At 70.4% G+C, this 22,962-nt stretch carries 24 protein-coding genes and 1 pseudogene; 9 read left to right on the plus strand and 16 right to left on the minus strand.

Features of this window, described 5'->3' with window-relative positions; genetic code table 11:
* Window positions 1-47 precede the first annotated feature (47 nt).
* From OHA88_RS09675 to OHA88_RS09685, 3 genes are all read left to right on the plus strand, one after another.
* Window positions 48-1,367, plus strand: coding sequence for a helix-turn-helix domain-containing protein (locus OHA88_RS09675; protein WP_328629638.1), 1,320 nt, complete (start codon window positions 48-50; stop codon window positions 1,365-1,367).
* A 46-nt stretch (window positions 1,368-1,413) separates the two neighbouring features.
* Complete coding sequence (locus tag OHA88_RS09680; RefSeq protein WP_328629639.1) at window positions 1,414-1,599, plus strand: helix-turn-helix domain-containing protein; 186 nt, start codon at window positions 1,414-1,416, stop codon at window positions 1,597-1,599.
* A gap of 101 nt (window positions 1,600-1,700) precedes the next feature.
* On the plus strand, window positions 1,701-3,083 hold the full coding sequence (locus tag OHA88_RS09685) for a diaminopimelate decarboxylase (RefSeq protein ID WP_328625125.1): 1,383 nt from the start codon (window positions 1,701-1,703) through the stop codon (window positions 3,081-3,083).
* 351 nt (window positions 3,084-3,434) lie between these two features.
* Here the strand turns inward: OHA88_RS09685 and OHA88_RS09690 are convergent, their stop codons facing one another.
* The 6 genes from OHA88_RS09690 to OHA88_RS09715 form a co-directional block, all read right to left on the minus strand.
* Window positions 3,435-4,061 carry an aspartate/glutamate racemase family protein gene (locus OHA88_RS09690; RefSeq protein WP_328625126.1) on the minus strand — a complete coding sequence of 209 codons (627 nt, stop codon included), beginning with the start codon at window positions 4,059-4,061 and terminating at the stop codon, window positions 3,435-3,437.
* Between the two features lie 44 nt (window positions 4,062-4,105).
* Entirely contained in the window at window positions 4,106-4,456 is a 351-nt protein-coding gene (locus tag OHA88_RS09695) for a GNAT family N-acetyltransferase (protein WP_328625127.1), read from the minus strand.
* Between the two features lie 28 nt (window positions 4,457-4,484).
* Complete coding sequence (gene panD, locus OHA88_RS09700; RefSeq protein ID WP_328625128.1) at window positions 4,485-4,910, minus strand: aspartate 1-decarboxylase; 426 nt, start codon at window positions 4,908-4,910, stop codon at window positions 4,485-4,487.
* A 260-nt stretch (window positions 4,911-5,170) separates the two neighbouring features.
* A complete protein-coding gene (locus tag OHA88_RS09705) occupies window positions 5,171-7,177 on the minus strand; it encodes a GxGYxYP domain-containing protein (RefSeq protein WP_328625129.1) in 2,007 nt (668 codons plus the stop codon).
* Between the two features lie 220 nt (window positions 7,178-7,397).
* Window positions 7,398-7,880 (minus strand): DUF6114 domain-containing protein, encoded by a 483-nt coding sequence (locus OHA88_RS09710; protein WP_328625130.1) that lies wholly within the window; start codon window positions 7,878-7,880, stop codon window positions 7,398-7,400.
* Between the two features lie 150 nt (window positions 7,881-8,030).
* On the minus strand, window positions 8,031-8,648 hold the full coding sequence (locus OHA88_RS09715) for a DUF6230 family protein (RefSeq protein WP_328625131.1): 618 nt from the start codon (window positions 8,646-8,648) through the stop codon (window positions 8,031-8,033).
* Window positions 8,649-9,390: 742 nt separating this feature from the next.
* Between OHA88_RS09715 and OHA88_RS09720 the strand changes: the two genes are divergently transcribed.
* A complete protein-coding gene (locus OHA88_RS09720) occupies window positions 9,391-10,032 on the plus strand; it encodes an HAD family hydrolase (protein WP_328625132.1) in 642 nt (213 codons plus the stop codon).
* A 282-nt stretch (window positions 10,033-10,314) separates the two neighbouring features.
* Here OHA88_RS09720 and OHA88_RS09725 read toward each other — a convergent pair whose 3' ends face one another.
* Window positions 10,315-11,034 (minus strand): hypothetical protein, encoded by a 720-nt coding sequence (locus OHA88_RS09725; RefSeq protein WP_328625133.1) that lies wholly within the window; start codon window positions 11,032-11,034, stop codon window positions 10,315-10,317.
* Window positions 11,035-11,617: 583 nt separating this feature from the next.
* Between OHA88_RS09725 and OHA88_RS09730 the strand changes: the two genes are divergently transcribed.
* On the plus strand, window positions 11,618-12,451 hold the full coding sequence (locus tag OHA88_RS09730; RefSeq protein WP_328625134.1) for a slipin family protein: 834 nt from the start codon (window positions 11,618-11,620) through the stop codon (window positions 12,449-12,451).
* Window positions 12,452-12,577: 126 nt separating this feature from the next.
* Complete coding sequence (locus tag OHA88_RS09735) at window positions 12,578-13,105, plus strand: universal stress protein (protein ID WP_328625135.1); 528 nt, start codon at window positions 12,578-12,580, stop codon at window positions 13,103-13,105.
* Window positions 13,106-13,567: 462 nt separating this feature from the next.
* Here OHA88_RS09735 and OHA88_RS09740 read toward each other — a convergent pair whose 3' ends face one another.
* The gene (locus OHA88_RS09740; RefSeq protein ID WP_328625136.1) at window positions 13,568-13,726 is read right to left on the minus strand and encodes a hypothetical protein; all 159 of its coding nucleotides are present in this window, start codon (window positions 13,724-13,726) and stop codon (window positions 13,568-13,570) included.
* A 516-nt stretch (window positions 13,727-14,242) separates the two neighbouring features.
* On the opposite strand from OHA88_RS09740, the gene OHA88_RS09745 reads away from it, so the two are divergent.
* Entirely contained in the window at window positions 14,243-15,031 is a 789-nt protein-coding gene (locus OHA88_RS09745) for a GNAT family N-acetyltransferase (protein WP_328625137.1), read from the plus strand.
* A 32-nt stretch (window positions 15,032-15,063) separates the two neighbouring features.
* Here the strand turns inward: OHA88_RS09745 and OHA88_RS09750 are convergent.
* Window positions 15,064-15,258, minus strand: a pseudogene (locus tag OHA88_RS09750) (SpoIIE family protein phosphatase); the annotation flags it as partial.
* Window positions 15,259-15,438: 180 nt separating this feature from the next.
* On the opposite strand from OHA88_RS09750, the gene OHA88_RS09755 reads away from it, so the two are divergent.
* Window positions 15,439-15,651: an antitoxin gene (locus OHA88_RS09755; protein ID WP_328625138.1), complete on the plus strand. Its 213-nt coding sequence runs from the start codon at window positions 15,439-15,441 to the stop codon at window positions 15,649-15,651.
* Between the two features lie 363 nt (window positions 15,652-16,014).
* Window positions 16,015-16,194, plus strand: coding sequence for a DUF427 domain-containing protein (locus tag OHA88_RS09760; RefSeq protein ID WP_425897507.1), 180 nt, complete (start codon window positions 16,015-16,017; stop codon window positions 16,192-16,194).
* A gap of 182 nt (window positions 16,195-16,376) precedes the next feature.
* Here OHA88_RS09760 and hypE read toward each other — a convergent pair whose 3' ends face one another.
* From hypE to OHA88_RS44565, 7 genes are all read right to left on the minus strand, one after another.
* Window positions 16,377-17,471, minus strand: coding sequence for a hydrogenase expression/formation protein HypE (gene hypE, locus OHA88_RS09765; RefSeq protein ID WP_328629640.1), 1,095 nt, complete (start codon window positions 17,469-17,471; stop codon window positions 16,377-16,379).
* Between the two features lie 13 nt (window positions 17,472-17,484).
* Window positions 17,485-18,609, minus strand: a complete 1,125-nt coding sequence (gene hypD, locus OHA88_RS09770) for a hydrogenase formation protein HypD (RefSeq protein WP_328625139.1) — start codon at window positions 18,607-18,609, stop codon at window positions 17,485-17,487.
* Window positions 18,606-18,926 carry a HypC/HybG/HupF family hydrogenase formation chaperone gene (locus tag OHA88_RS09775; protein ID WP_267008374.1) on the minus strand — a complete coding sequence of 107 codons (321 nt, stop codon included), beginning with the start codon at window positions 18,924-18,926 and terminating at the stop codon, window positions 18,606-18,608. Before OHA88_RS09775 ends, hypD begins: the two co-directional genes overlap by 4 nt.
* 49 nt (window positions 18,927-18,975) lie before the next feature.
* On the minus strand, window positions 18,976-21,387 hold the full coding sequence (hypF, locus tag OHA88_RS09780) for a carbamoyltransferase HypF (protein ID WP_328625140.1): 2,412 nt from the start codon (window positions 21,385-21,387) through the stop codon (window positions 18,976-18,978).
* Window positions 21,384-22,322, minus strand: a complete 939-nt coding sequence (gene hypB, locus OHA88_RS09785; RefSeq protein WP_328625141.1) for a hydrogenase nickel incorporation protein HypB — start codon at window positions 22,320-22,322, stop codon at window positions 21,384-21,386. The genes hypF and hypB overlap by 4 nt, the downstream gene beginning before the upstream one ends.
* Before the next feature lie 3 nt (window positions 22,323-22,325).
* On the minus strand, window positions 22,326-22,718 hold the full coding sequence (locus tag OHA88_RS09790; protein WP_267008371.1) for a hydrogenase maturation nickel metallochaperone HypA/HybF: 393 nt from the start codon (window positions 22,716-22,718) through the stop codon (window positions 22,326-22,328).
* A 129-nt stretch (window positions 22,719-22,847) separates the two neighbouring features.
* Window positions 22,848-22,952, minus strand: a complete 105-nt coding sequence (locus OHA88_RS44565) for a DUF6893 family small protein (protein WP_383922730.1) — start codon at window positions 22,950-22,952, stop codon at window positions 22,848-22,850.
* Window positions 22,953-22,962: the final 10 nt, after the last annotated feature.

Raw genomic sequence — 22,962 nt, forward strand, 5'->3', positions numbered from 1 at the left:
GGGGCGAACAAGGGGCCCGGCGTGGGCCGTCCGACGACCCCGGCGCCATCGGACGACGCGTGCACCGACTGCGTACGGAGCGCGGCCTCACCCAGCGCCAACTGGCCGAACCCGCCTACACCCCTGCGTACATCTCCACCCTGGAGGCGGGCCGGGTCCGCCCCTCGGAGGCTGCCGTACGTCATCTCGCCGACCGTCTGGGGGTGACGTACGAGGAGCTGGAGACGGGACGTCCCGCCCATCTCGCCACCGACCTCCGGCTGAAACTTGTCGAAGCCCAGCGGACCCTGGCCACCGGCGCCGCCGAGGACGCCGTGGCCGACTACACCAGGCTGCTCGCCGAGGCCGAACAGCTCGGCCTCGACGGCGAACGCGCCACGGCTCTGCTGGGGCTCGGGCAGTGCGCACTGGAGACGGGCGAGCTGCCGGTGGCCCGCGAGCGCTTCGAGGCCGCGGAGAAGCTGCTTGCGGACGCCCCGCTCCCGCAGCGCGCGCCGGCGGTGCGCGGCCGGGCCGTCGCGCACCTCCTGGCAGGTGAACTCCGGTACGCCTGCTATCTGCTGGAGAGCGCGATCGACGAACTGAACGCCTCCGGTCTGCAGGACCCCGGCGCCCTCCTCCTCCTGTACACGGCCGCGATCGCCCCCTACATGGACATGGGCGCCCACGCCCGTGCCGCGCAGGCCGGCGAACTGGCCCTGGCCCTGGCACCCCAGGTGTCAGACCCGGAGCTGGTCGCCGGGCTGCACCGGGGCGTCGCCCGTACGCTCATCGCGGCCGGTCGCACACAGGAGGCCGACGCCTCGCTCGCCAAAGCAGCCGAGATCTACCAACAGCTGCAGATCCGTACGGAGATGGCGCACTGCCACTGGATGCGCGGCTACGTCCATGCACAGGACGGCGATCTGTCCGGCGCCGAGACCGAACTGCGCGCCGCCCGCGACATGCTGGCGTCTAAGCGGGCCGCGCTCTACACGGCGCAGGTCGAGGTGGAACTCGCAGATGTCCTACGCCGACTCGGCAAGCGACAGGAGGCGGAGGCCCTGCTGCTGCGGCTGCTGGGCGAACTGCAGGCGGACCGGGGGTCGGTCCATGCGGGCGGCGTGCACCGGCTGCTCGGCCTGATCGCCGAGGAGCGGAGCGACCTCGACCGCGCCGAGGAGCATTACGTCACCGCGCTCGGCCTGCTGGAGCGGGCAGGCGCCGCCGGTGACCTTGCGGACATCTGCCGGCTTCTCGGGGATCTGTTGCGGCGGGCCGGCCGTACCGAGGCCGCGATGGACGCGTACCGGACCGGCCTCGGCCACCGGGCGGCGCCCGGCAGCACGACGCTGGGTCCGGCGCCGGTGCGCCCGCCGATCCAGTAGAGCGCAGTGCGCGGGCGGTGCATACCGCAGGGCGGGCGTCGGCAAGCTGGTCCGCTCGCTCGCCGCCCCTGTGGACGCGTCGGGCGATGGCGCACGGGCGGCCCGGCGGCTCGTCCTGCCCTCGCACACCCTGCGATACCGGCTGCGCCGCGCCCGGGAGCGGTTCGGCGTCGATCTCGACGACCCCGACACCCGGCTGCTCATCACTTCCGCCGTCCGCCTCAGCGGATAGATTTGTCCTGTATTGCTACAACCGTTCACGGCCAAGGACCGACACCGATCCTGTCCCGTCCGACAGAGACCTGCGGGGCTCCCATCACCGACTCTCGACATATGCCTCTCACCGCGCCCGCTCCCGGCCCTCCGTCCTCCGCGCGTGTCGCCGCCGCGGTCCGCCACGCCGTCGGCGCCGGGCTGCTCGGCGAGTCCCGGCCCGTCGCCGGGTTCATCGACACCGACGGGGTGCGCGAATCGGTCGCCGCCCTCCAGGACGCGTTCGCCGGGACCCCCGGCGTGCTGCACACGTTCGCCGCCAAGGCCGCGTCGCTGGTCCCCGTACTGCGGCTGCTCGCCGACTGCGGCATGGGGTGCGAAGTCGCCAGCCCGGGTGAGCTGAGGATCGCTCTCGACGCTGGTTTCGCGCCCTCGTCCATCGTGCTCGACTCCCCCGCCAAGACCCGTGACGAGATCCGTCAGGCGCTCGCGCTCGGCGTGGCGCTCAACGCCGACAGCCTCGACGAGGTGCGCCGGATCGCCTCGCTGCGGCCCAGCAGCTCGGCCTCCGTCATCGGGATACGCGTCAACCCGCAGGTGGGCGGCGGCTCCATCGGGGCAATGAGCACCGCCACGGCGACCTCCAAGTTCGGCGTGGCGCTGCTCGACCCCGGCGCGCGCGAGCGTGTCGTACAGGCCTTCGCCGACCACTCCTGGCTGACCCAGCTGCATGCCCATGTCGGTTCCCAGGGCTGTTCGCTGGAGCTGATCGCGGCCGGTGTCGCGGAGATGTACGAGCTCGCCGAGGAGATCAACAAGACGCTCGGCACCCGACAGGTCACCAGCATCGACATCGGCGGCGGCCTTCCCGTCAACTTCGACGACGACTCCGTCCGGCCCACCTTCGCCGCCTATGCGGCGGCGCTGCGGGCGGCGGTGCCGGGTCTCTTCGACGGCCGCTACGGGCTGGTCACCGAGTTCGGCCGGTCGCTGCTCGCCAAGAACGGGTTCATCGGGGCGCTCGTCGAGTACACAAAGGATGCGGGGGGCCGCCGTATCGCTCTCACCCACGCGGGGGCGCAGATCGCCACCCGTACCGTCTTCATGCCTGACGCCTGGCCCCTGCGGGCGGGGGCGTTCGACGCCGAGGGGCGGCCCAAGGAGGGCCCGCCGCTGGTCCAGGACATCGCGGGGCCGTGCTGCTTCGCCGGCGATGTCGTCGCGCACGCCCGGGAGCTGCCGGAGCTGCGGGAGGGCGACTTCGTGGCGCTGTACGACACGGGCGCGTACTACTTCTCCACACCGTGGGCGTACAACAGCCTGCCGCGCCCCGCCGTGTACGGCTTCAGCACGGTCGGCGACGGCGGGGACGACGGCTCGGACGGGGACACGGTGCGCTTCGCGCCGGTGCGTGATGCGCAGTCGCTGGACTCGATCGCCGAGGAGAGCGGCGCCGGCCACGCCGATTCGCTCCTCGGGCTCGGACCGCGGCGTGACCCGTAGCAGGTCGCGGCGGTACGTGCCGGCCCCGTCATCCGGGCGGCTGGGGCGACGGCTCCGGCTCCGGCACCGGCTCGGGCCGCGGCGGCTGCGGAATCGGGTGGGGCGACGGACCGGGCGGCACAGGGCCGGGGACGGGCGGCGCGGGCGTCGGCTCGGGCAGCGGCGACGGCGGTCCCGGCATGGGGCCGGGGGTCGGCGCGGGTGGAACGGGGTCGGGATACGGGTTGGTCATCTCGGGCCTCCGAAGGTTCGGGCGGATCTCGAGTCCACCGTCTCCCGGAGCGGCTGCCCTCGCCTGCCGAGTCCATACGTACGAGTTCCGTACCGTCGGACGAGAACCCGTACGGCGGCTCAACCCGCCGCTGCGGCCGCGGCGGAGAGCCCGGGTCGGGGGCTGGAGAGGACCGGAATCCGGGTGGCTGTGCGGGTGGCGGCATCGGCCATGGACGCCTGGGCCAGCACGATCACATCGGCGTCCGTCACCCGGTCGGCGGCCGCCGCCACCAGATCGAGGTAGCCGTCACGGTCACCGGCCCGGAACCGCGCCCATGCGCCGTCCACCAGCACCGTGCGGATGTCCACGCGCCGATTGCCGGCCTCCTCGGCGAGCAGGGCGAGCGTCGGCGGCAGGGTGTCGTCGATCGCCGCGAGGACCACCACCCGGTCCCGCGTGACGGCGGCCGCCGCCATCGGACGGTCGACGCGCAGGACGGGGACGCCGAGCGACTCCGCGGCGGACTCGGCGACCGCGCCGATCGTCGAACAGGTGCAGAGCACCGCGGTCGCACCCTCGGCGACCGCTCCCGCGAGCAGCGCCTCGATCTCGCCCCGCACCGCGTCCGGACCTGCGTCCCGGGCACGGGCGAGCAGGTCCTCATGCACGAGATGCCGCAGGGCGAGACCGGGGTGGTCGGCGTCGCGGAGCGCCTCGAAGACCGGGACGTGGACCGGGGAGGTGTGCAGGAGCGCAAGTGTCATCGGCGCGGGCTCGGATCCTGTTCGGACGGGACGGGATCGGATCGCTACAGCTCGGGGTGGGACTTGAGCTGCTGCTTTGCCTGCTCCACCAGCTCGGTGGGGGCCACCGGAGCCTGGTCGGGGTGGCCCAGGGCCCACTTCGCGGCGTACGGGCAGAGCGGGACGACGGGCACTCCCTCGCGGTCCGCCATGGCGTAGAACTCCTGGACCAGGGCTCCGGCGAAACCCTTGCCCTGGTGCTCGGGTTCGACGACGGTGTGCACGGCGACGAGCGCGGCGGGGGTGCCGTCCATCACGAAGTACGCGATGACTCCGGCGGTCCGGCCGTCCACCCGTGCCAGCAGCTTGCCGTTCGCCCGGTCGTCGAAGAATTCGAGCGCGGTGTTCTCAGCCATGGCGGGGTCTCCCTCGTGAACGGAACGGTCAGTTGGCTGCGGGAAGGGCGTACGGGCTGCGTTCGGTGGCGGTGCCGGGCACGGGTGCCGAGGCATCGGTTCCGAGCTCGACGATCCGGTTGTCGGCGTCGACATGGACGATGCGCGGAGTCAGAGCGCGGGCCTCGGCGTCGTCGACCTGGGCGTAGCTGATCAGGATGACCAGATCGCCGGGGTGCACGAGGTGGGCGGCTGCGCCGTTGATGCCGATGACACCGGAGCCGCGCTCGCCCTCGATGACGTACGTCTCCAGCCGGGCACCGTTGTCTATGTCGACGATGTGCACGAGCTCACCGGGCAGCAGATCGGCCGCTTCCATCAGCTCGGCATCAACAGTGACGGAGCCGACGTAGTGCAGATCGGCCTGGGTCACGGTGGCCCGGTGGATCTTCGACTTGAACATGGTACGAAGCATGGGGAAACTCCCGGAAATGTCTGCTCCCTGCCTGCTTTCTGCAGGTCAAGGGCGGTCTCCGCAGCCTACAACGATTCGTGTATTCGGTCAGCTCTCGCCATGTCCTCGAGGACCCGCGCTGACCGGCGACCGCGCCGGTCAGCCGGCAGTCCGGAGAGCGTCTTCTGCCCGCCCGTCGATCGCGCGAGGACCCCGGATCGCCCCTGTGACCCGGACGGTCTCGTGTCGTGCGAGTCGCAGGACGGCTCTCTTCTCTCCTCCTACCGGGAGGCCCGGTCCAGCAGCTCGAAGAAGGTGTCCCCTCTCACCACCTCGAACGGGTCGGTGAGCAGCTCACCGAGCTCGGCAATGTCGCTCGGCGTCCAGTTCCACGCGTTGACCGCCCCGGCAATGAACAGCGGGCCGTTCCCGTCCCAGTCCTCGATGTGCTTCACCAGCCCGTCCCGGTACTCCGCCGCGTTGCCCTGCGGCCAGTAGTTACCGATCACCGCCAGCCCGACGGGACGGATCTGCAGGTCACCGGTCTCCCAGGACTGGATGATGCCGCGCAACGGGGTGTTGTCCCGGTAGGAGCGGACGATGCGGTCGTCGAAGGGGACCCAGCCGTTGCCCTCCGGGAGCCGTTGGTTGTACGCGTAGACCAGATCCATACCGGTCCGCCGCAGGAACCTCCCGGTGAGCCGGGTGTACGCGTCCAGCGCCTCTCGCGGCCAGGAGCCGGGGTAGGTGTATCCGGCGCCGGACGGGCCGCTGATCAGCAGGTCGTTGGCGGTGGCCGTGCGCTGGTAGTGGGCCAGCAGCGCGGGTCCGATGTCGGCCAGGAGCGGGCTGACCGTCCAGTTGACGGGCACCTGGCCGCGCGCGGGGTTGTCCCACAGGTCACGCATGCGGCGCTGGCAGTACTGGACGTTGTCGCCCTCGCCGACGGTGAGCGTGAGGTACACCCGGTTGCGAAGCGTCGCCGGCTGGCGCGGCCGGACCCGGTCGGAAACCTTCGCCCGGGTGCCGGCGTGCACCGTGCCGTTCATGTAGTAGTCGGCGGGCACCACTTCCACCCCGTGCTGTGAGGCCCGGTCGACGCCGCCCCACTCCCCGGCCACGTCATTGGAGAACCAGCCGCAGTACGGGGTGGTCGGCTCGACCCGGCTGAACACCTCGTCGAGCAGCGCGCCGGTGGCCCCCGACGGCGGCAGCCACACCACCATGGCCCGGGCGGCGACCGCGTAGTCGCGGAAGTACGGGAAGGGCTCGACGCGGGTGGGCGCGGTGGTCGTGGCGGTGACCAGGTACTGGTTCCACAGGTCGACATCGACCGTGAGCCGGGTGGTCCCGGCCGGTGCGGTGAACCGGTAGACGAAGTAACCGCCCCCGTCGCAGAAGCGGTTGGCGTCGCCGCCGAGGGAGGAGTTGAGCCCGTCGAAGAGGTACGGGGCCTCGGCGTCCGTACCCGGCGCGAAGGAAGCGATCTCCTGGCCGTCGGCCCGTACGGTGACCCGCCCCACCGAAGCGCCCCAGCCGTCGTCCCCCAGGGAGTCCTGGAAGCGGAGGAAGGCCCCGTCCGGGCCGGGCAGTTCGGGGCTGAGGTCGAAGGTGCGCACCTCCCGGTTGGAGGAGTCGCGGATACGGTCCGGCTCGCGGGCGATCTCACGCCACTGGACACCGTCCACCTTCACGGTCCTGGTGGGCGGCAGCCCGGCCAGCAGGGTGTGGGCGCAGCGGGGGAAAAGGTTGTCCAGTTGCCAGCGGTGGACCGCCTGCGGGTCGTCGGCGAAACGGCCCCGCAGATCGGTGACAACCTTCAGGCCGTACCGGCTCGCCTGTTCGGCGGTGGCCGCGACGGCGTTCTCCAGACCGGCGAGGGTGGTGGCGACGTTGACCGAGTCGGGGACCTCGGGGTCGTGCAGGACGGCGCCGCGGACCTCGCCGCGGTAGCGGCCGATCAGGTCGAGGGCGTTGTCGTGGCGGGTGACGTCGGCGCCGGTGCCGGCCAGCCAGCGCAGGTCGACGCCGCCGGCGTCGTAGTTGAAGTAGAGACGAGGGCGGCGCCGGTTGACGACCCCCTGCAGGGTGGTCAGCAGCAGCTGATCGTCCCCGTGGAGGCTGCTCACGTCGGCGACGTCGAGGGTGGTGGCATGGCCGAAGGACGGCAGCAGGCGGGTGGGGCTGTCACGTTCGGCGGCGGTGGCCTGGCCGGGGAGGCCGAAGCCCAGTCCGGCTGCCGCCAGGATCGTTCCGTTGGTCAGCAAGAAGTCTCTTCGTGACACCATGGACGATCACTCCTCCTCGGATGCGAAGTTGACATCGTTGTCACCAGCCAGTGAAGCTAGCGACGCATGGGGCACGTGTAAAGAGTGCGGACGCCTCATTCGGCCAAGTCGGCGCCGCGGTCCGGACGAATGACAGCCCGCAGCACGGTGACCGCTCGCGGTGCGCCGTGAGCATCGGGCGCGTTCTTGCCCCGGCGACAAGGTCCGACCCGTCAGGTTGTCAGTTGCCCTGTGGGCCATCGCTCCCAGGAACGGTCACAGGTGGCAAGGCTGCTGTGTGCTGCACCTCGGCCTCCGGCGGGCAGGGGTCCCAGGCACAGGCCAGGGAACCGCCCACAAGGCCGAAGAAGAGTCCGAAAAGCAGTCCCCCGAAGTTGGCGAGGGGAAAGGAGACAAGGCTGAGCAGCAGGCCCGCGATCCCGGCGAAGACGCGCACCTGCTGATGGAACCAGAGCGTGATGCCCAAGGTCATGAGCAGGATCCCGATGATCAGTGATGCGGCACCGGCCGTGGTGGACAGGGCGACAGCGACGCCCTTCAGCGTGATGTGGACGTAAGGGAAGTAGATGATGGGCGCCCCCGCCAGGAGCAGGAACAGGCCGGCCCAGAACGGGCGCCCACCACGCCAGGTTCTGAATCTGCGTCGTGTGCCGTCGATCCTGTCGCGTAGTCCTGGGAGGGTGCCGAAAGGCTCGTTGATCACGTGCGGCTTCCAGGGTGAAGGGGGTGGGTATCGCCGGTGATGCTGCGGTTCGTGGAGTCGGTGCGGTCGGTGCCAGGTCGAACGAGTACGGATGGGCCGGCCCATGACCGCGTCCGCATGCTGTCCGGGGCCGTAGCGGTGTGCACGGAGTCAGAAGCAGCGGTGGCTGCCCTGCCTGACAGTCACGTGGAGGTCAGGGACGCTGAGGGTGGCAGCCGAGATCGCGACCGCGTCCACGCGCACGTCGGTCAGAGTGGCCGACGTGGCCTGCTGGGCGAAACCGTTGGGATCGAAGAGCCCCGAGTTCCGGTCGCCCGGGGCGATCGGGCCCTTGGTGACCGAGCCTGCGGCGACACCTACGTCCAGGTCGTTCAAGGTCGCCCGACCGGCTGACAGAGCTGTCGCGTCGATGAAGATGTCCCGCGCCTCGGCCCGGTCGCCGCCGGTGATCCGCAGTGTGTACAGGCCCAGAACCGGGATCTCGACCGCTACGGACTCGCACAGTCTCTTGATCGTCGCGTACCTGGCACCTGTGACCACGACGGGCACATGGCGGCCCTCTCTGGTCACGTCCACCATGCCGTAGATGCTCGTTCCGCGAGTGGTCAGTGTGTCCGCAGCGAACTGGAACCGATGGCCGGAGATGAAGAACGACGCGGCCAGCGCTCCTTGCGCCATGCCGATACCCAGCGCCGCGGCAGCCGCCGTGCTCGGAACCAGGACAAGGGCGAAACGCTTCCACCGCGTCCTGCCGCAGCCGTGCGACATGCCGTGCCTCTCTCCTGTGAAGTGCAGGCCGCCCCCAGACACCGTGCCCTCGGACAGGCTCGTCCGCCAGGCTGGACGGCGGACATTCCGGTCGCGACACAAGCCTTGCAGGTACCGGCGGTCCGACATGGACCACTGTCCTGCGCCTTTGATGGACTCTAGAGTGCGGACAAGGAAACCCGTCGGCACGCCAGCCCGCCCAGACGGGTGAAACAGCGGCACCGGCGACGGTCCCCTTCGACGGATCGCGGTGGTCGACGAGCTGGGTGAAAGTCAGCGTGCAGTACGGGAAGCCGCCCTTGTCCGCGACAGGCGGCGGTCCGTGAAAGCCAGGGCGCCCGAACCGTGACACCGCGCCCGGCACCGGGCCGGCCGGGGACGCCACGACAGCCTGGCGGACCATGCGAAGTGGGGCGGCGATCAGACCGGACCCTCTCCGGGCTCGGCTCGACCTCTCACGGAAGGGGTGCGGGGCGGACGACCGAGCTGAGGGCACGCCGTCGGCTCGGCCCGCTGCGGTCGCTCACACGTACCGACTCACCTTCCATGTCTGCGCGTTGACCGTGCACCGCAGCGAGCCGAGGGGAGTCGATCTCCGGAAGTCCGCGTCAACGACCCGCCGCGTCGGCCACCGTAAGCGGATCGGAGCCATTTTCAGGACAGTTCCTACGCAGCCCCGGGCCCAACGCCCCAAGGTCGCCCTGAAAGTTCTCGCTCGGGGCGCCGATGGCATGATCAAGACGTGACCGGTGAACTTACTCGATCCGCCGAAAAGTATGTCCTGTTCGATGTCGATGGCACGTTGATCGACGCAGTAGCGAATCAACGGCAGGTCTGGGGGACTTGGTCGGCGCAATACGGACTGGACCCCGATGAGGTCTACAGGGTGGCGCTGCGGACGCGGCCGATGGAGACCTTCGCGACGGTCGCTCCTGATCGGGATCCGCGGGAGTGCCTGGCGGCATTGCATGAGCTGGAGGACGAGGACGTACGGTCCGGTGTCTACGCCGCCTTCGAAGGTGCGACGGAGTTGCTGTCGGCTCTGCCCCCAGGGCGCTGGGGTCTGGTGACATCCAATTACGAGCACCGGGTACGCGGGCGGTTCGCCCGGACCGGTCTGCCGGTTCCCCGCGTGCTGGTGGATGCCGCTGTCGTCACGGAGGGCAAGCCGTCACCGGTGCCCTATCTGCTAGCTGCTGAGCTACTCGGGGCTGGGCCGGAGGACTGCCTGGTCATTGAGGACGCGCCGTCCGGTGTGAAGTCGGGGTTGCGTGCCGGCATGACGGTGTGGGGAGTCAACGCTCCTGTTGCGGTGGACGGCGTGCACCGCCATTTCGGGAGCCTGCGCGAAGCAGTACCCGAGATCCTGGCTTATGCGACGTGAGCACGCGGGGATTCCGCGGTCCGAGCTACCACCATCAGCCGCGCGAAGAGGCGGATGAACCTGACGGTGCGCCGGTCGGCGCCGCTGTCCGGGGTCTCGAAGTCCGCGGCCGACCGCATCGTCCAAGACCTAGTATGGCGTAGCAGGTGTATGGGACACCGGGCCCGTGTCGCACACGCGTGCGTCCGCCCGGAGCCGGGCATGCGCCGAGAGGCGCCCCATGCCGGAAACCCCGGCCCGATTCCGACGGGCCGGGGTTTCCATGTGATGCAGGTGGAGCTGTTACCACTTGTTGCCGTAGTGGTCCCTGACCACTCGGAAGCTGCCCACGACGCCGTTCTTGACCCACACGCCGCCGTGGACCTGGCGGGTGAAGACACCGTTGCTGGTGCTCCAGGGGCCGACAGTGGCGACCGGGGAGCCGTTGTCGCAGGTCGCCCCGCGGAAGAGCTCTACGGTCCTGCGGCTGTCGTTGCGGACGTTGAAGCTCCGCGAGCCCAGGCCGCTGACCACGGTGATGCAGCCGTCCGGCTGAGCGGAGTACGACCGCTCGTTGATGTGGATCCGACCCTTGTCGTAGCCGTCGTAGCCACCGTCGTCGCCGCCACGGCCACCGCCGCCGCCACCACCGTAGCCACCGCCACCGCCGCCACCGCCACGGCCACCGCCGCCGCCACCGCCACCGCCGTAGCCACCGCCGCCGCCGCCACCGCCGTAGCCACCGTCGTCGCCACCGCCGTAGCCACCGTCGTCGCCGCCACGGCCACCGCCGCCGCCACCGCCGATGCCACCGTTGTCGCCGCCACGGCCTCCGTTTCCGTTTCCGTTTCCGTTTCCGTTTCCGTTCCCGTCGCCGGCAGCGGGGCCCGGGGCGGGGGCTGCCTGTTGGACGGATGGGGCGGCCGGAGCGGATCCAGCAGCCGAGGCATAAGTAATGCCGGTTGTCGCGAGGACTGCGGCGCCTACTACGGCGGCAGTCACAGCGACGGTTCGCGTCGTCATGTCACTTCTCCCTGTCTCAGAGACGTCGGCCGGGAAGCCGACCTGCGATGAACGTACTAATAGTCCCTTTAGCTGTCATATCGGACATACCGATGGTGTGACTCGAAGGGGCCGACCGGGTGTACGAACGGCGGGTTTCATGGGCCGAGGCATCATCTGACGGGTCGTGAAAGCCCAGGAAAATGGGCATATCTGGCGCACCGTTGGGCTTTCCGGGCGACATGCTGCGGCCCGCTCACCCTGTCGGCAGCATGCCGCCGATTCCAGCTCGGCGAGAACGCACCGTCGCCCTCCCGTCCCGACGCCTGCGCGTCACATGTCCGGTCAGGTCTCTCCAGGTTCTGCGCCCTCATGGTGAGTCCCGCAGAACACGGACCGAATGGCCACGGCCCGGCGCCCCGCACCGGTCCCCGACCCGGATGCCCTGTGCTCGGGACGTTCCGGATGCCCCGTGCTCGGGACGTTCCGGATGCCCCGTGCTCGGGATGTTGACGATCCCTTGACCTCCCGGACCACATCCATGGCTGCTCCGGCGCTGTCCTCAGTGGTATCGAACCTGCCCCTCGTGAAGGAGTCCGCTGCCATGGATGGTGCTGTCGTTGTAGCTGTGGTTGTCGTCGTCTGCGTGCTGCTGGTGCTGCGCAGCGGGATGCGTGTGGTCAATCAGGTGGACCGAGGGGTGGTCTTCCGCTTCGGCAAGACGCTGCCCGGCCGTCGGCAGCCCGGCATCACCTTCCTCATCCCGTTCGCCGACCGGATGCGGAAGGTGAACGTACAGGTGGTGACGCTGCCCGTGCCGACACAGGAGGGCATAACCCGGGACAACGTGTCGGTGAAAGTCGATGCCGTCGTCTACTTCAAGGTCGTCGATCCGGTGCGGGCCACGATCGAGGTGCAGGACTACATCTTCGCGGTCGGCCAGGTCGCCCAGTCCTCCCTGCGCTCCATCATCGGCAAGAGCGATTTGGACGATCTGCTCTCGGACCGCGAACGGCTGCACGAAGGGCTGGCCTTGATGATCGACAGCCCGGCGGCCGGCTGGGGTGTGCACATCGACCGGGTCGAGATCAAGGACGTACAGCTGCCGGAGTCGCTGAAGCGTTCCATGTCGCGGCAGGCCGAGGCCGAGCGGGAACGGCGCGCCCGGGTGATCACCGCGGACGGTGAGTTCCAGGCGGCACAGCAGCTCGCCAACGCTTCGCGCATCATGGCCGACACGCCGGAGGCGATGCAGCTGAGGCTGCTGCAGACGGTGGTCGAGGTGGCAGCCGAGAAGAACTCCACGCTGGTCATGCCGTTCCCGGTGGAGCTGCTGCGGTACTTCGACCGGGCGGCTCGCCAGTTCGGGACGGGCAGCGATGTCGCGACACCGGTTCCGGACCCGCACGGCGAAACAGTGCCCGACCCTCGCGCGTAACGCCGTCATGGGTCCGTCAGGGTCTGCTGCCCCGGCGTCAGGGATTCGCCAACGCGCCATGATCGCCGGCGCCCTTGGGCCTTCCATGAGGTCAGGACCTGAGGTGTGGCAAGGAGTGGTGACGAAATGGAGCGAGCGGACGGGCGGCGTGTGGTGGCCGGTGTGAGCGGCACGCTGGGCAGTCTGACAGCGCTGCACCGGGCCGCGGCCGAGGCCCGGCGCACCGATGCCGTACTGCGGGCCGTACTGGCCTGGTCACCTCCCGGCGGTGAGCTCGGGCACCGCAATCAGCCGTGGCCCGAGCTGCTGACCGAGTGCCGCCGGGTGGCGGACGACCGGTTGCTCCGGGCTGTGGACACCGCCTTCGGCCCGGCAGGGCCCGGGGTGCCGATGGAGACTCTGGTCGTACGGGGCACACCGGGCCTCGCTCTGATCGCTGCGACGAACGGCCCCGAGGACCTGCTGGTCGTCGGGGCCGGGGCGCGCGGGGGGCTGCGGAGGGCCCTGCATCCTTCGGTCGCCCGGTACTGCCTCGCGCACGCGATCTGCCCTGTGCTCGCCGTACCGCCTTCTCCGCTGCAGGACGACATTGCCGCCGTCCACCGCCGGATTTCCTGGCACATGCCGTTGAACACACGGGAGTTGGCGGACTGACTCGCTGCGTCCGTGCGCGTGAGGACGGTCGCCATGAAGTGGTCGCGTCCCCGTCGCCCCGAGGGGAAGGAACAGCGGGACGTGCCATGCCGATCGGGGGACATCAGGCCGATCGCAGCCAATGCATCGAGGCCACTCGTTCGGCGGCGCATGTCGCAGTCTTCGACTGCGTGCCCTTGCGGATCCGCGAATATCGACCGGCGGAAAGAGCGGCGCTACCGTCAAGAGGCTGTCAGCAGGCCGTAAATACAGGCTGTACTGGCCGAGTAGCACCATCTGTGTCGACTAGATTCTTTTTGTGCCGCTCAAAGGCCGCGGACGCTCAGGGCCTGACCGCGCCCGACAACCCGGTCGCACCCGCGGCTGATACGCGGCGGCGTATTCTCCGCACCGCGTCCGCGCACGGCCTTTCCGGTACCGGGGCCCCGGTACCGGAAAGGCTCGGCGTCACTCCTGGCCGACTCACCCGGTGCTCGCGCTGTGCGCGCGGCCCGCCAGGGGCGCGATCATTCCGGCCAGGCCCGCCTCCGCGCATCCGGGGACCGGCTCGCTGACCTGCCGAGGGCTGCACAGCCCGCAGCCGGTCATCACGTCGACGATCATCTTCAGCACCCTGATCATCCTGGCTCCTGTCCCGCTCGCCCTGTGCGGCGTCCGCTGCGCGTCTGCCACCGCCTCGGCCGACTCGTATCAGAGGGTCGTCAGAGATTTGTGCGCCCGCTTGGGGCGGGGCATTCGACGGAGTGGGATAGGTGACGTGAACAGCGGTCTGCGACATGACGACCGGCCACCGAATACGGTGCCGCCGGAGATGCGCGTTGTTCACCCCAGGATGCGTTGACGCATTCGCCCGTGCTTCGGCACATGGTGCTCCTGCGCACCGCTTGCCGGCGGCCGCCCGATCAATGAAGCGGCCGCTTCTCCATTTCTCTTTCCTCCATCCACTGTGCACGCCTTGCCACATGCGTCCCTATGTCTCGATTCGCGGGCGGCTGGGGCTGTTCCATCGCATCAACCGGGGGAGCCGACCACGGCAGCGAAGCCGCCCACCAGCGGCTGAACCGCCCGTAGGGGCGGCCTGAACCCGGCGTACAGGCAGCCCCTTTCCCGTGCACCCGGCTCCGGAAGGCACCCACCATGATCGAACTCCTGCCGCCCCAACTTCCCGCACTCGCACGCTGGTTCCCTGCCGGAGCGCCGGGTCCGGCGGCCCTGGCCGAACATGTCCTGACCACCGGAATCGGCCGCTTCTGGGCCGACCACGACGACCAGCCGCGCGCGATCGCCGTCGACTGCGCCGCCCATGTACTGCTGCGTGGCGATCCCGGCGCACTCGTCCCCGCGGAACTCGCACCGCTCGGCTCGCGCTACATCGAGGCACCTGCCCGATTCCTTCCCGTCCTCGGCGCTTCCTTCGACCGGATCATGCCGTGGGAGCGCATGGTCTACGTACAGCAGGAGGAGCCGACGTCCGTTGCCCGCACCCCCAAGGGCGTGGCCGTACGCCGCATCACCGCCGCCGATGCGGGCGCACTCGCCGCGCTCGGCCCGGGTGCTGCCTGGATACATGCCAGCTGGGGCGGCCCGGCCGGGCTCGCCGCCTCCGGGCACGCCTGGGGCGCCTTCCGCCAAGGCGAAGCCCTCGCCGTGGCGTGCACGTACTTTCTCGGCAGCGCGTACGAGGACCTCGCCGTCGTCACCGCCCCCGACCATCGACGCCGGCAGCTCGCCCTCGGTTGTGTCACCGCACTCTGCGCCGACGTCACGGCACGCGGCCACACCCCCAGCTGGAGCTGTTCGCGCCACAACAGGGCCAGCCGGCTGCTCGCCTGGAACGCCGGTTTCCGCCTGGTACGCGAGTACGTCCACCATGCCACCGGCGCACCGGCCGTCCGCGGGATATCGGGGACGAGGATCCCTGCATGAAGCCCCAACCCGGCACACGCGGCGGCGTCGTAGAACGTGCCGGTGGCATCCCTCGACCCGGTGATTCCGTCCGTGCAGCAGAGCAGGGTCGAGCCGGGCGGGAAGGAAAAGCTGTCGATCGGGAAGGCCCAGTCCCGCAGCGTGATCATCCTCGGAGGAGGCGCCTCCTCCGAGGGCTCGAGGACCCTGGCCGTCCCGTGCACGTCGAGGTACCGACGGGGATCCACAGGGCTCTGCTCTGCTGCGCCACTCCCCCACGCTCCATGGAGGGCGCTGGCGCCGCATCCGGGACGGCACGAAATGTGTACAGGCGGCCGTCGTGGCGTGCGCGCCGTCCCATGCGGATGCGAAGTGCGGCACAAGTGGCGACGCTGGAAGTGTCAGGGTGAACGCACCGAGGAGGACCCATGTCCATGATGGACAAGATCAAGCACATGCTGAAGGGCCACGAGGACCAGGCGGGCAAGGGCATCGACAAGGCGGGTGACACCATCGACGACAAGACCCAGGGCAAGTACACCGGCCAGGTCGACACCGCTCAGGACAGGCTCAAGGGCCAGCTCGGTTCGGACCGCGGCCAGGACCAGCCGCCGCAGCCGCCGCAGCCGCCGCAGGCCTGACCCTCACCAGGCCATTGCACCGTCAATAGGCCGCTGCCGCCTCGCCTGCTCATGTCGTGAGCAGGCAGGGGCGGCCGGTATGCCCGGTCGATTCCCACGCGGTGTGGTCGGGACCCCACTCGAGCTCGTCCGCGCCGGCCGGGCGACCTGGCCGGACGCCGTGGAAGAGACGCTGAGACCTTGCGCCCGGAACCGACCGTCAAACACATCGCGCTGCGGAACGCCGTCCGTGGCACAAGGCTGTCCGGCGTCCGGACGATCCGCGAGGGCGTAGCGATCCTTCTTGGAGCGGTTCCCCACCACCGAACTCGCTGACCCGCAGCCCGTCCGGTGCTGCCTGTCCGGCTCCGTCCCGCCACGACCGTGGCCGATACGGACAGCGGCGCAACGGCGAATGTGGCGTGGAGCTACCCCGATCCCCTCCCCGCCGCGGGGGTGGTCAACGACCTCATCGCGTTCTGCAACGAAGCCGTCGACACCGTCGTGGACGGAGAGCGGCTGGAACGCCCCACCACCGGCTTCACGCGGCGTCCGGCCGGCTGACGACGCGCCGCATCGGGCTCGTACGAGCCCGATGCGGCGTCCTCGCGCTTGAGCCGGTGCCCGCGCATGCCGCGTACGCATGCAACGGGAATCGGGCATGGCCATGCGAGTCGCCCCCCTCTCTACCAGGGGCGCCACATGTCCCGGCTTCGCTTCCGCGCGCCGCGCCCGCGGGCGGCTGCTCAGCAGATCCGGGGCAGCTGCTCCCCGATCGGCAGGTCGACCACGCGCGTCCCGCCGAGCCCGGTGCGAGCGACGACCATGCCTGGATGCGCCTCCACCGCCTCGCCGATGACGGCCGCCCCCGCTCCCAGCGGATGCGCCCGCATCGCCTCCAGAACGGCTTCGGCGTGCTCCCGGGGGACGAACGCGACGAGCTTTCCCTCGTTGGCCACGTACATCGGGTCCAGGCCCAGGATGGCGCAGGCGTTGGCCACGGCCGGCGGGACCGGGATGTCGCGTTCCTGGAGGACGACACCGGTGCCGGAGGCCGTCGCGATCTCGTTGAGCGCCGCGGCCAGCCCCCCTCGCGTGGGATCGCGCAGGACATGGAGGTCGGGGGTGACCGCGAGCATGGTCTCCACCAGCCCGCCCAGGGCCGCGCAGTCGCTCTCGATCTCCACGCCGAACTCCAGGCCCTCGCGCACACTCATGATCGCCACGCCGTGCACGCCGATCGCGCCGCTGACGATCACGACGTCGCCGGGGACCACCCGCTGAGGACGGAGGTCGACGCCCGCCGGGACCAGACCGATCCCGGCGGTGTTGATGAAGATGCCGTCGCCGTGACCGGCGTCCACGACCTTGGTGTCGCCGGTCGCCACCTCGACGCCCGCCGCGCGCGCGGCTGCGCCCAGCGCGTTGGCCACGCGTGCGACGACCGAGACCTCCACGCCTTCCTCCAGGATGAAACCGCAGGAGAGGTAGGCGGCCCGGGCGCCGCTCATGGCGAGGTCGTTGACCGTGCCGTTGACCGCGAGGTCGCCGATGCTGCCGCCGGGGAAGAACAGCGGCCGCACGACGTACGAGTCGGTGGAGAAGGCCAGCCGGGCGCCGCCCAGCGATACCACGGCCGAGTCGGTCAGTTGCGCGAGCACGTCGCCCCCGTAACCGGGCGCGAAGACGTGCTGGACCAGTTCTGCCGAGAGTGCCCCGCCGCCGCCGTGGCCCATCACCACCCGCGGCTGGTCGCGCAGCGGTGCCGGGCAGGTCCATGCCGTGAGGTCGAGTACGGGTGGCTCGCCGGGAGCGGCCGTGGCGGTGCCGGTGGTGTTCAGTGCTTCGGTCGTCTCAGGCAACGGGGCTCGTCTCCCTGGCTGCGGTGGTGATGTCCAGTCGCCGGTAGAGGTAGTACGCGGCACAGGCGCCCTCGCTGGAGACCATGGTGGCCCCGAGCGGGTTGCGCGGAGTGCAGGTGGTGCCGAACGCCTCGCACTCGTGGGGCTTCAGAAGTCCTTGCAGGACCTCACCGCTTCGGCATGCGGCGGGCTCCTCGGTGTGGATGTCGGTGACGGAGAAGCGGTACTCGGCGTCGTAGTCCCGGTAGCGCGTGGAGAGCCGCCAGCCACTGTCGGGGATGGTGCCGATGCCGCGCCAGGCACGGTCGGTGACTTCGAAGACGTCGTCCAGCATGGCGAGCGCCGCGGGGTTCCCGGCCGGGTGCACGGCGCGCGGGTACGCGTTTTCCACGGTGTGCTCGCCGCGCTCCAGTTGCAGGACGGTGCGCCGTACGCCTTCGAGGATGTCCAGCGGTTCGAAACCAGTGACCACAATGGGCACCCGGAACCGTTCGGCCAGCTCCGGGTACTCCCGCGTGCCCATCACGCTGCACACGTGACCGGCGGCGAGGAAGCCCTGCACCCGGCAGCTCGGCGACTGCATAATCGCCTCGATGGCCGGGGGGACCCGCACATGGGACACCAGGAGGCTGAAGTTCGCGATGCCGAGTCTGCGTGCCTGATACACCGTCATGGCGTTGGGCGGTGCGGTGGTCTCGAATCCGATCCCGAAGAAGACCACCTCGCGATCGGGGTTCTGCTGGGCGATCTTCAGGGCATCGAGTGGCGAGTACACGACCCGCACGTCGCCACCCTCGCTGCGGACCCGGAACAGGTCACGGCCGGTTCCCGGTACCCGGAGCATGTCCCCGAACGAGCAGAAGATCACCTCGGGGCGGGAGGCGATGGCCAGCGCCTTGTCGATCACCTCCAGTGGCGTGACGCAGACGGGGCAGCCCGGACCATGAATCAGTTCGACCTGGTCCGGCAGGAGTTGATCGATGCCGTGCCGGATGATGGTGTGCGTCTGTCCCCCGCAGACCTCCATCAGCGCCCAGGGCCGGGTCACCACGGAGTGGATGTCGTCGAGCAGTCGGCGCGCCAGGTCCGGGTTCTGGAACTCTTCGATGTACTTCACTGCTGAACCTCCTGCGGTGCGTCGGCGCCACCGGACCCGGACGTCAGGCCGGCCTCCGCGGCCCGTTCCCATGAGTCCCCGAACTCCTCCTGGAGCAGGCCCAGCTCGGCGAAGAGTTCCAGCGTCTTCCTGGCCGACTCCTCGTCCAGCCGCTGCAGGGCGAACCCCACATGGACGATGGCGTATTCACCGACCTGGAGATCCGGCAGATACTCCAGGCACACTTCTTTGACCACACCGCCGAAGTCGACGGTGGCCATCCGGGTACCGTCACGCTCCTCGATGTCCATCACTCTGCCGGGTACCGCCAGGCACATGGCTGCTCCTTGCTGTGGGGGGCGTTGCCCGGCTCTGCCGGGCCGGACGTCAGTCGGCGGCTGCGCCGGTGCGCGCCGCTGCGTTGCGGGTGGCCACCATGAGCTGGCCGAGCGCCAGTCCGCCGTCGTTCGGGGGGACCTCGCGGTGGCGCAGGACGGTGAAGCCGTTCTCGTCCAGCGTCCGGGCGCACCGGGAGGAGAGCAGGGTGTTGGCGAACACGCCGCCGGTCAGAACCACTTCGTGCAGGCTGTGCTGCTCGCGGGCTGCGACGCACACCTGACGCACGATGTCCGCGACGGCCGCGTGGAAGCGTGCGGCGACCAGTGTCGGCTGTACACCGGCGCGCACGTCGTCGACGACGGCTGCGAGTACCGGTGAGGGGTCCATGACCAACGGCTGTCCGTCGCCCGGGTCCGCCGGGCGCAGCGCGAAGCCGTAACCGGGTCCGGGGTCCGCGGCGGCGCCGACCGCGGCGGCCTCCAGTTCGACGGCGGCCTGGGCTTCGTACCCGGCGCGGTGGCAGACGCCCGCCAGCGAGGAGACTGCGTCGAACAGCCGGCCCATGCTGGAGGTGGGAACGCAGTTGAGGTTGCGCTCCAACTGGCGCAGCAGCACGTGTCGTTCGTCCGGTGGACAGGCTGCCGTGCAGGGCAGATCGTCCGTCCAGCCGATGCCTGCCGCGTACAGATGTGCCAGCGCCATCCGGTAGGGCCGGTGTACGGCGGCGTCGCCGCCGGGCAGCGGCGCGTACGCGAGGTGTGCGAAGCGGTGACAGACGTCGTAGTCGGCCAGCATGATCTCGCCGCCCCACACCGCTCCGTCGTCCCCGAATCCGGTGCCGTCGAACGCGACGCCGATCACTCGACGGCTGCCGTCCCGGCCGTGCTCGGCCATCGCGGCGGCGATATGGGCGTGGTGGTGCTGTACGCGCACCACCGGTCGGCCGTCGGCCCGGCGCAGCGCCCACTGGCCGGTGCGGTAGCGGGGATGCCGGTCGGTGGCCAGGATGCCGGGCCGCACGCCTGTGAGGGTCTCCAGGTGCTGTTCGGCGCGTGCGAAGGCGTGCTGCGTGTCCAGGTCGTCCATGTCGCCGACATGGGCGGACAGCCAGGCCCTGCGCTCCTCGGCGAGGCAGAAGGTGTTCTTCAGGTCGCCGCCGGTGGCGAGGGTCGCAGGCACCGGGTGGGGCAGGGTGAGCGGCAGCGGGGCGTAGCCGCGTGAGCGGCGTACGATCAGCCGCTCCCCGTCGCAGACGCGTACCACGGAGTCGTCGCACGGCACATGGATCGGGCGGTCGTGCGTGAGCCAGGCGTCGGCCAGGTGGGCGAGCCGCTCCAGCGCCTCGTCGTCGTCCGTGACGATCGGTTCACCGGCCACGTTGCCGCTGGTCATGACGAGCAGGCGCGGTCCCGGCGGGTCACCGGGCAGGCCGAGCAACAGGTGGTGCAGCGGGGTGTACGGGAGCATGACGCCGAGGTCGGGGCTGCGTGGGGCGACGGCATCGGACGGCCAGGGGGCGCGGGGGTCCGGGCGGGCGCCGGCGCGTCGCCGCAGCAGGACGACGGGCCGGACACCGCCGGTGAGCAGGGCCCGCTCCTCGCCGCCCACATGCACGAGGTGCGCGACGTCGTCGACGTCCCGGGCCATGATGGCGAACGGTTTGTCGCCTCGGGCCTTCCGGCGGCGCAGCAGGGACACCGCGGCGGAGTTCTCGGCATCGCAGGCGAGGTGGTAGCCGCCGAGCCCCTTGACCGCGAGGACCGCACCGTCCGACAGCAGCCGGCGTGCCTCCGCGACCGGGTCGCGTCCGGCTGCGGACTGCGCGGGCGTGGTGCGGTCCGGCCGCCCGACGAGCAGTCGCAGCCGGGGGCCGCAGGCGGGGCAGGCGACCGGCTGGGCGTGGAAGCGCCGGTCCGCGGGGTCGGCGTACTCACGGGCGCAGTCGGCGCACATCGGGAAGCGGGCCATGGTCGTGTGCGCGCGGTCGTACGGCACCGCGGTGACGATCGTGAACCGGGGTCCGCAGTGCGTACAGGTGATGAACGGGTGGCGGTGGCGCCGGTCGGCCGGATCGGCCAGTTCGGTGAGACAGTCGGCGCAGGTGGCCGCGTCCGGGGAAACCAGTGTGCGGGCCGGTCCGCCGGTGTGGGAGTCCACGATGCTGAAGCGGGATCCGCCCGCGGCCGGGACCTCCGTGTGGTCGACGGAGTCAACCCGGGCGAGCGGGGGTGCCTCCGCCGCGATCCGGTCGCAGAACAGGGCGACGGCGGCCGGGGCGCCCTCGACCTCGGCGACGACCCCTTCGGTGGTGTTGGTGACGTGCCCGGCCAGGCCCAGCCCGGTGGCCCGGGCGTACAGGTAGGGCCGGAACCCGACACCCTGCACGACGCCGCGGATCACGACTCGTCGGCGCTCCACGGCTCCCGCGAGGGCGGCGGCACCGGGCTGTGGGGTCGTCACGAGCGGTACTGCGCCGCGGAGTCGGGTGCTGTCGTCATGACGAGCGGCTCGTCGGGGTGCGCGTGTGCGTGCGGGCCGGTGTGGGGGTGCTCGTGGGTACCCAGATCCGGATGTGTGTGCGTATGCATGCCGGTGTGCGCGTGGGTGTGGGTGTGCGAGCCGCCGTGCGCGCCGTGGTCAGGATGGGTGTGGGTGTCGTCGTGCGTGCTCATGTCCCCGTGGGTGTGGGTGTGCTGCTGGTACGGGTGCTGCCGGGCCATCACCGGTGTGTGGACCGGGGCGCCGTCACCGGCGGCCAGGGCCCGGTCGAGCAGCGTGCCCACCCCTTCACCGCGGCGGGCGGCGGTGAGCACCACTTCCACACCGGGGTTGACCTGCTGGACATGGGCACGGAACGCGGCCTCGTCGAAGTCGACGGCCTCTGCGATGTCGGTCTTGGTGACCACGACGAGCTGGGCCAGTCCGAATGCGGTGGGGTACTTCAGCGGCTTGTCCTCACCTTCCGTCACGGAGGCGAGGACGACCCTGAGGGTCTCCCCCAGGTCGTACGAGGCGGGACAGACCAGGTTGCCCACGTTCTCCACGAAGAGGATCCGGGTCCCGTCGGGCAGCCAGTTGTCGAGGTGGCGGCCGAGCATGCCGGCCTCCAGGTGGCAGAGTCCGTCGGTGAGCACCTGCTTGACGGGGGCGCCGGACCGGGCCAGGCGTACGGCGTCGTTCTCGGTGGCGAGGTCTGCGGTGAGTGCGGCGACCGGCACTCCTCTTTCGCGCGCCCGGCCGAGTTCGCGTTCCAGCAGTTCGGTCTTGCCGCTGCCGGGGCTGGAGAGCAGGTTGACGACGGTGGTGCCGCGGGCCGTGAGTCCGGCTCGCAGGCTGTGCGCCGTCGCGTCGTTCTTGGCGAGTACCGCCTGCTGCAGGTCGACTTCACGGCACATCGTTCAGTGCTCCTGGGAGATCGGTTCGCGGGTGTGTTCGGGTGCGGGGCCGTCCTGCCAGTGCACGCTGAGGATCTGCAGCTCGCGACCCGACAGGAGTTCGGCGGTCGCCTCGCCGCAGACCGGACAGCACAGCTGCGGCGGCATGCCGACCGCCCATTCGTCCGCGCAGGGGACGCACCGCGCGCGGGCCGCCACGGAGTCGATGACGAGTTCGGCTCCTTCCAGGACGGTCCCGGCGCAGGCGAGTCCGAAGCAGAAGGACAGGGCGTCGGGGACGACCCCGGCCAGTTCCCCGACCTGGAGCCGGACGGACCCGACCGAGGTGGCTCCGCCTGCCTGAGCCGCTTCTGCCACCTGGTCGACGACGGCCATGGCGATCGACATCTCGTGCATTGGTTCTCCGTCCTGCACTGCGTCATTACAGCGGCGGGTCACAGGGGCCGGCGGACCGGCTCGCCGGTACCCGTGCGGCACATGCACCATTCGGTGCAGCCATGGGCCGGGCCCGGGCGGCAGCTGCCGTCACATGCTGCGCATCCGCAGATAGCGCCTGACGTCGGGCAGGATCTGCGCGACGACGACGGCGACAGCGACGGCGCTCAGGCCGCAGACAAGAATCTTCTTCATGATGGTGGGT

Origin of the sequence: Streptomyces sp. NBC_00353 (assembly GCF_036108815.1) — a bacterium.
Taxonomy (GTDB): domain Bacteria; phylum Actinomycetota; class Actinomycetes; order Streptomycetales; family Streptomycetaceae; genus Streptomyces.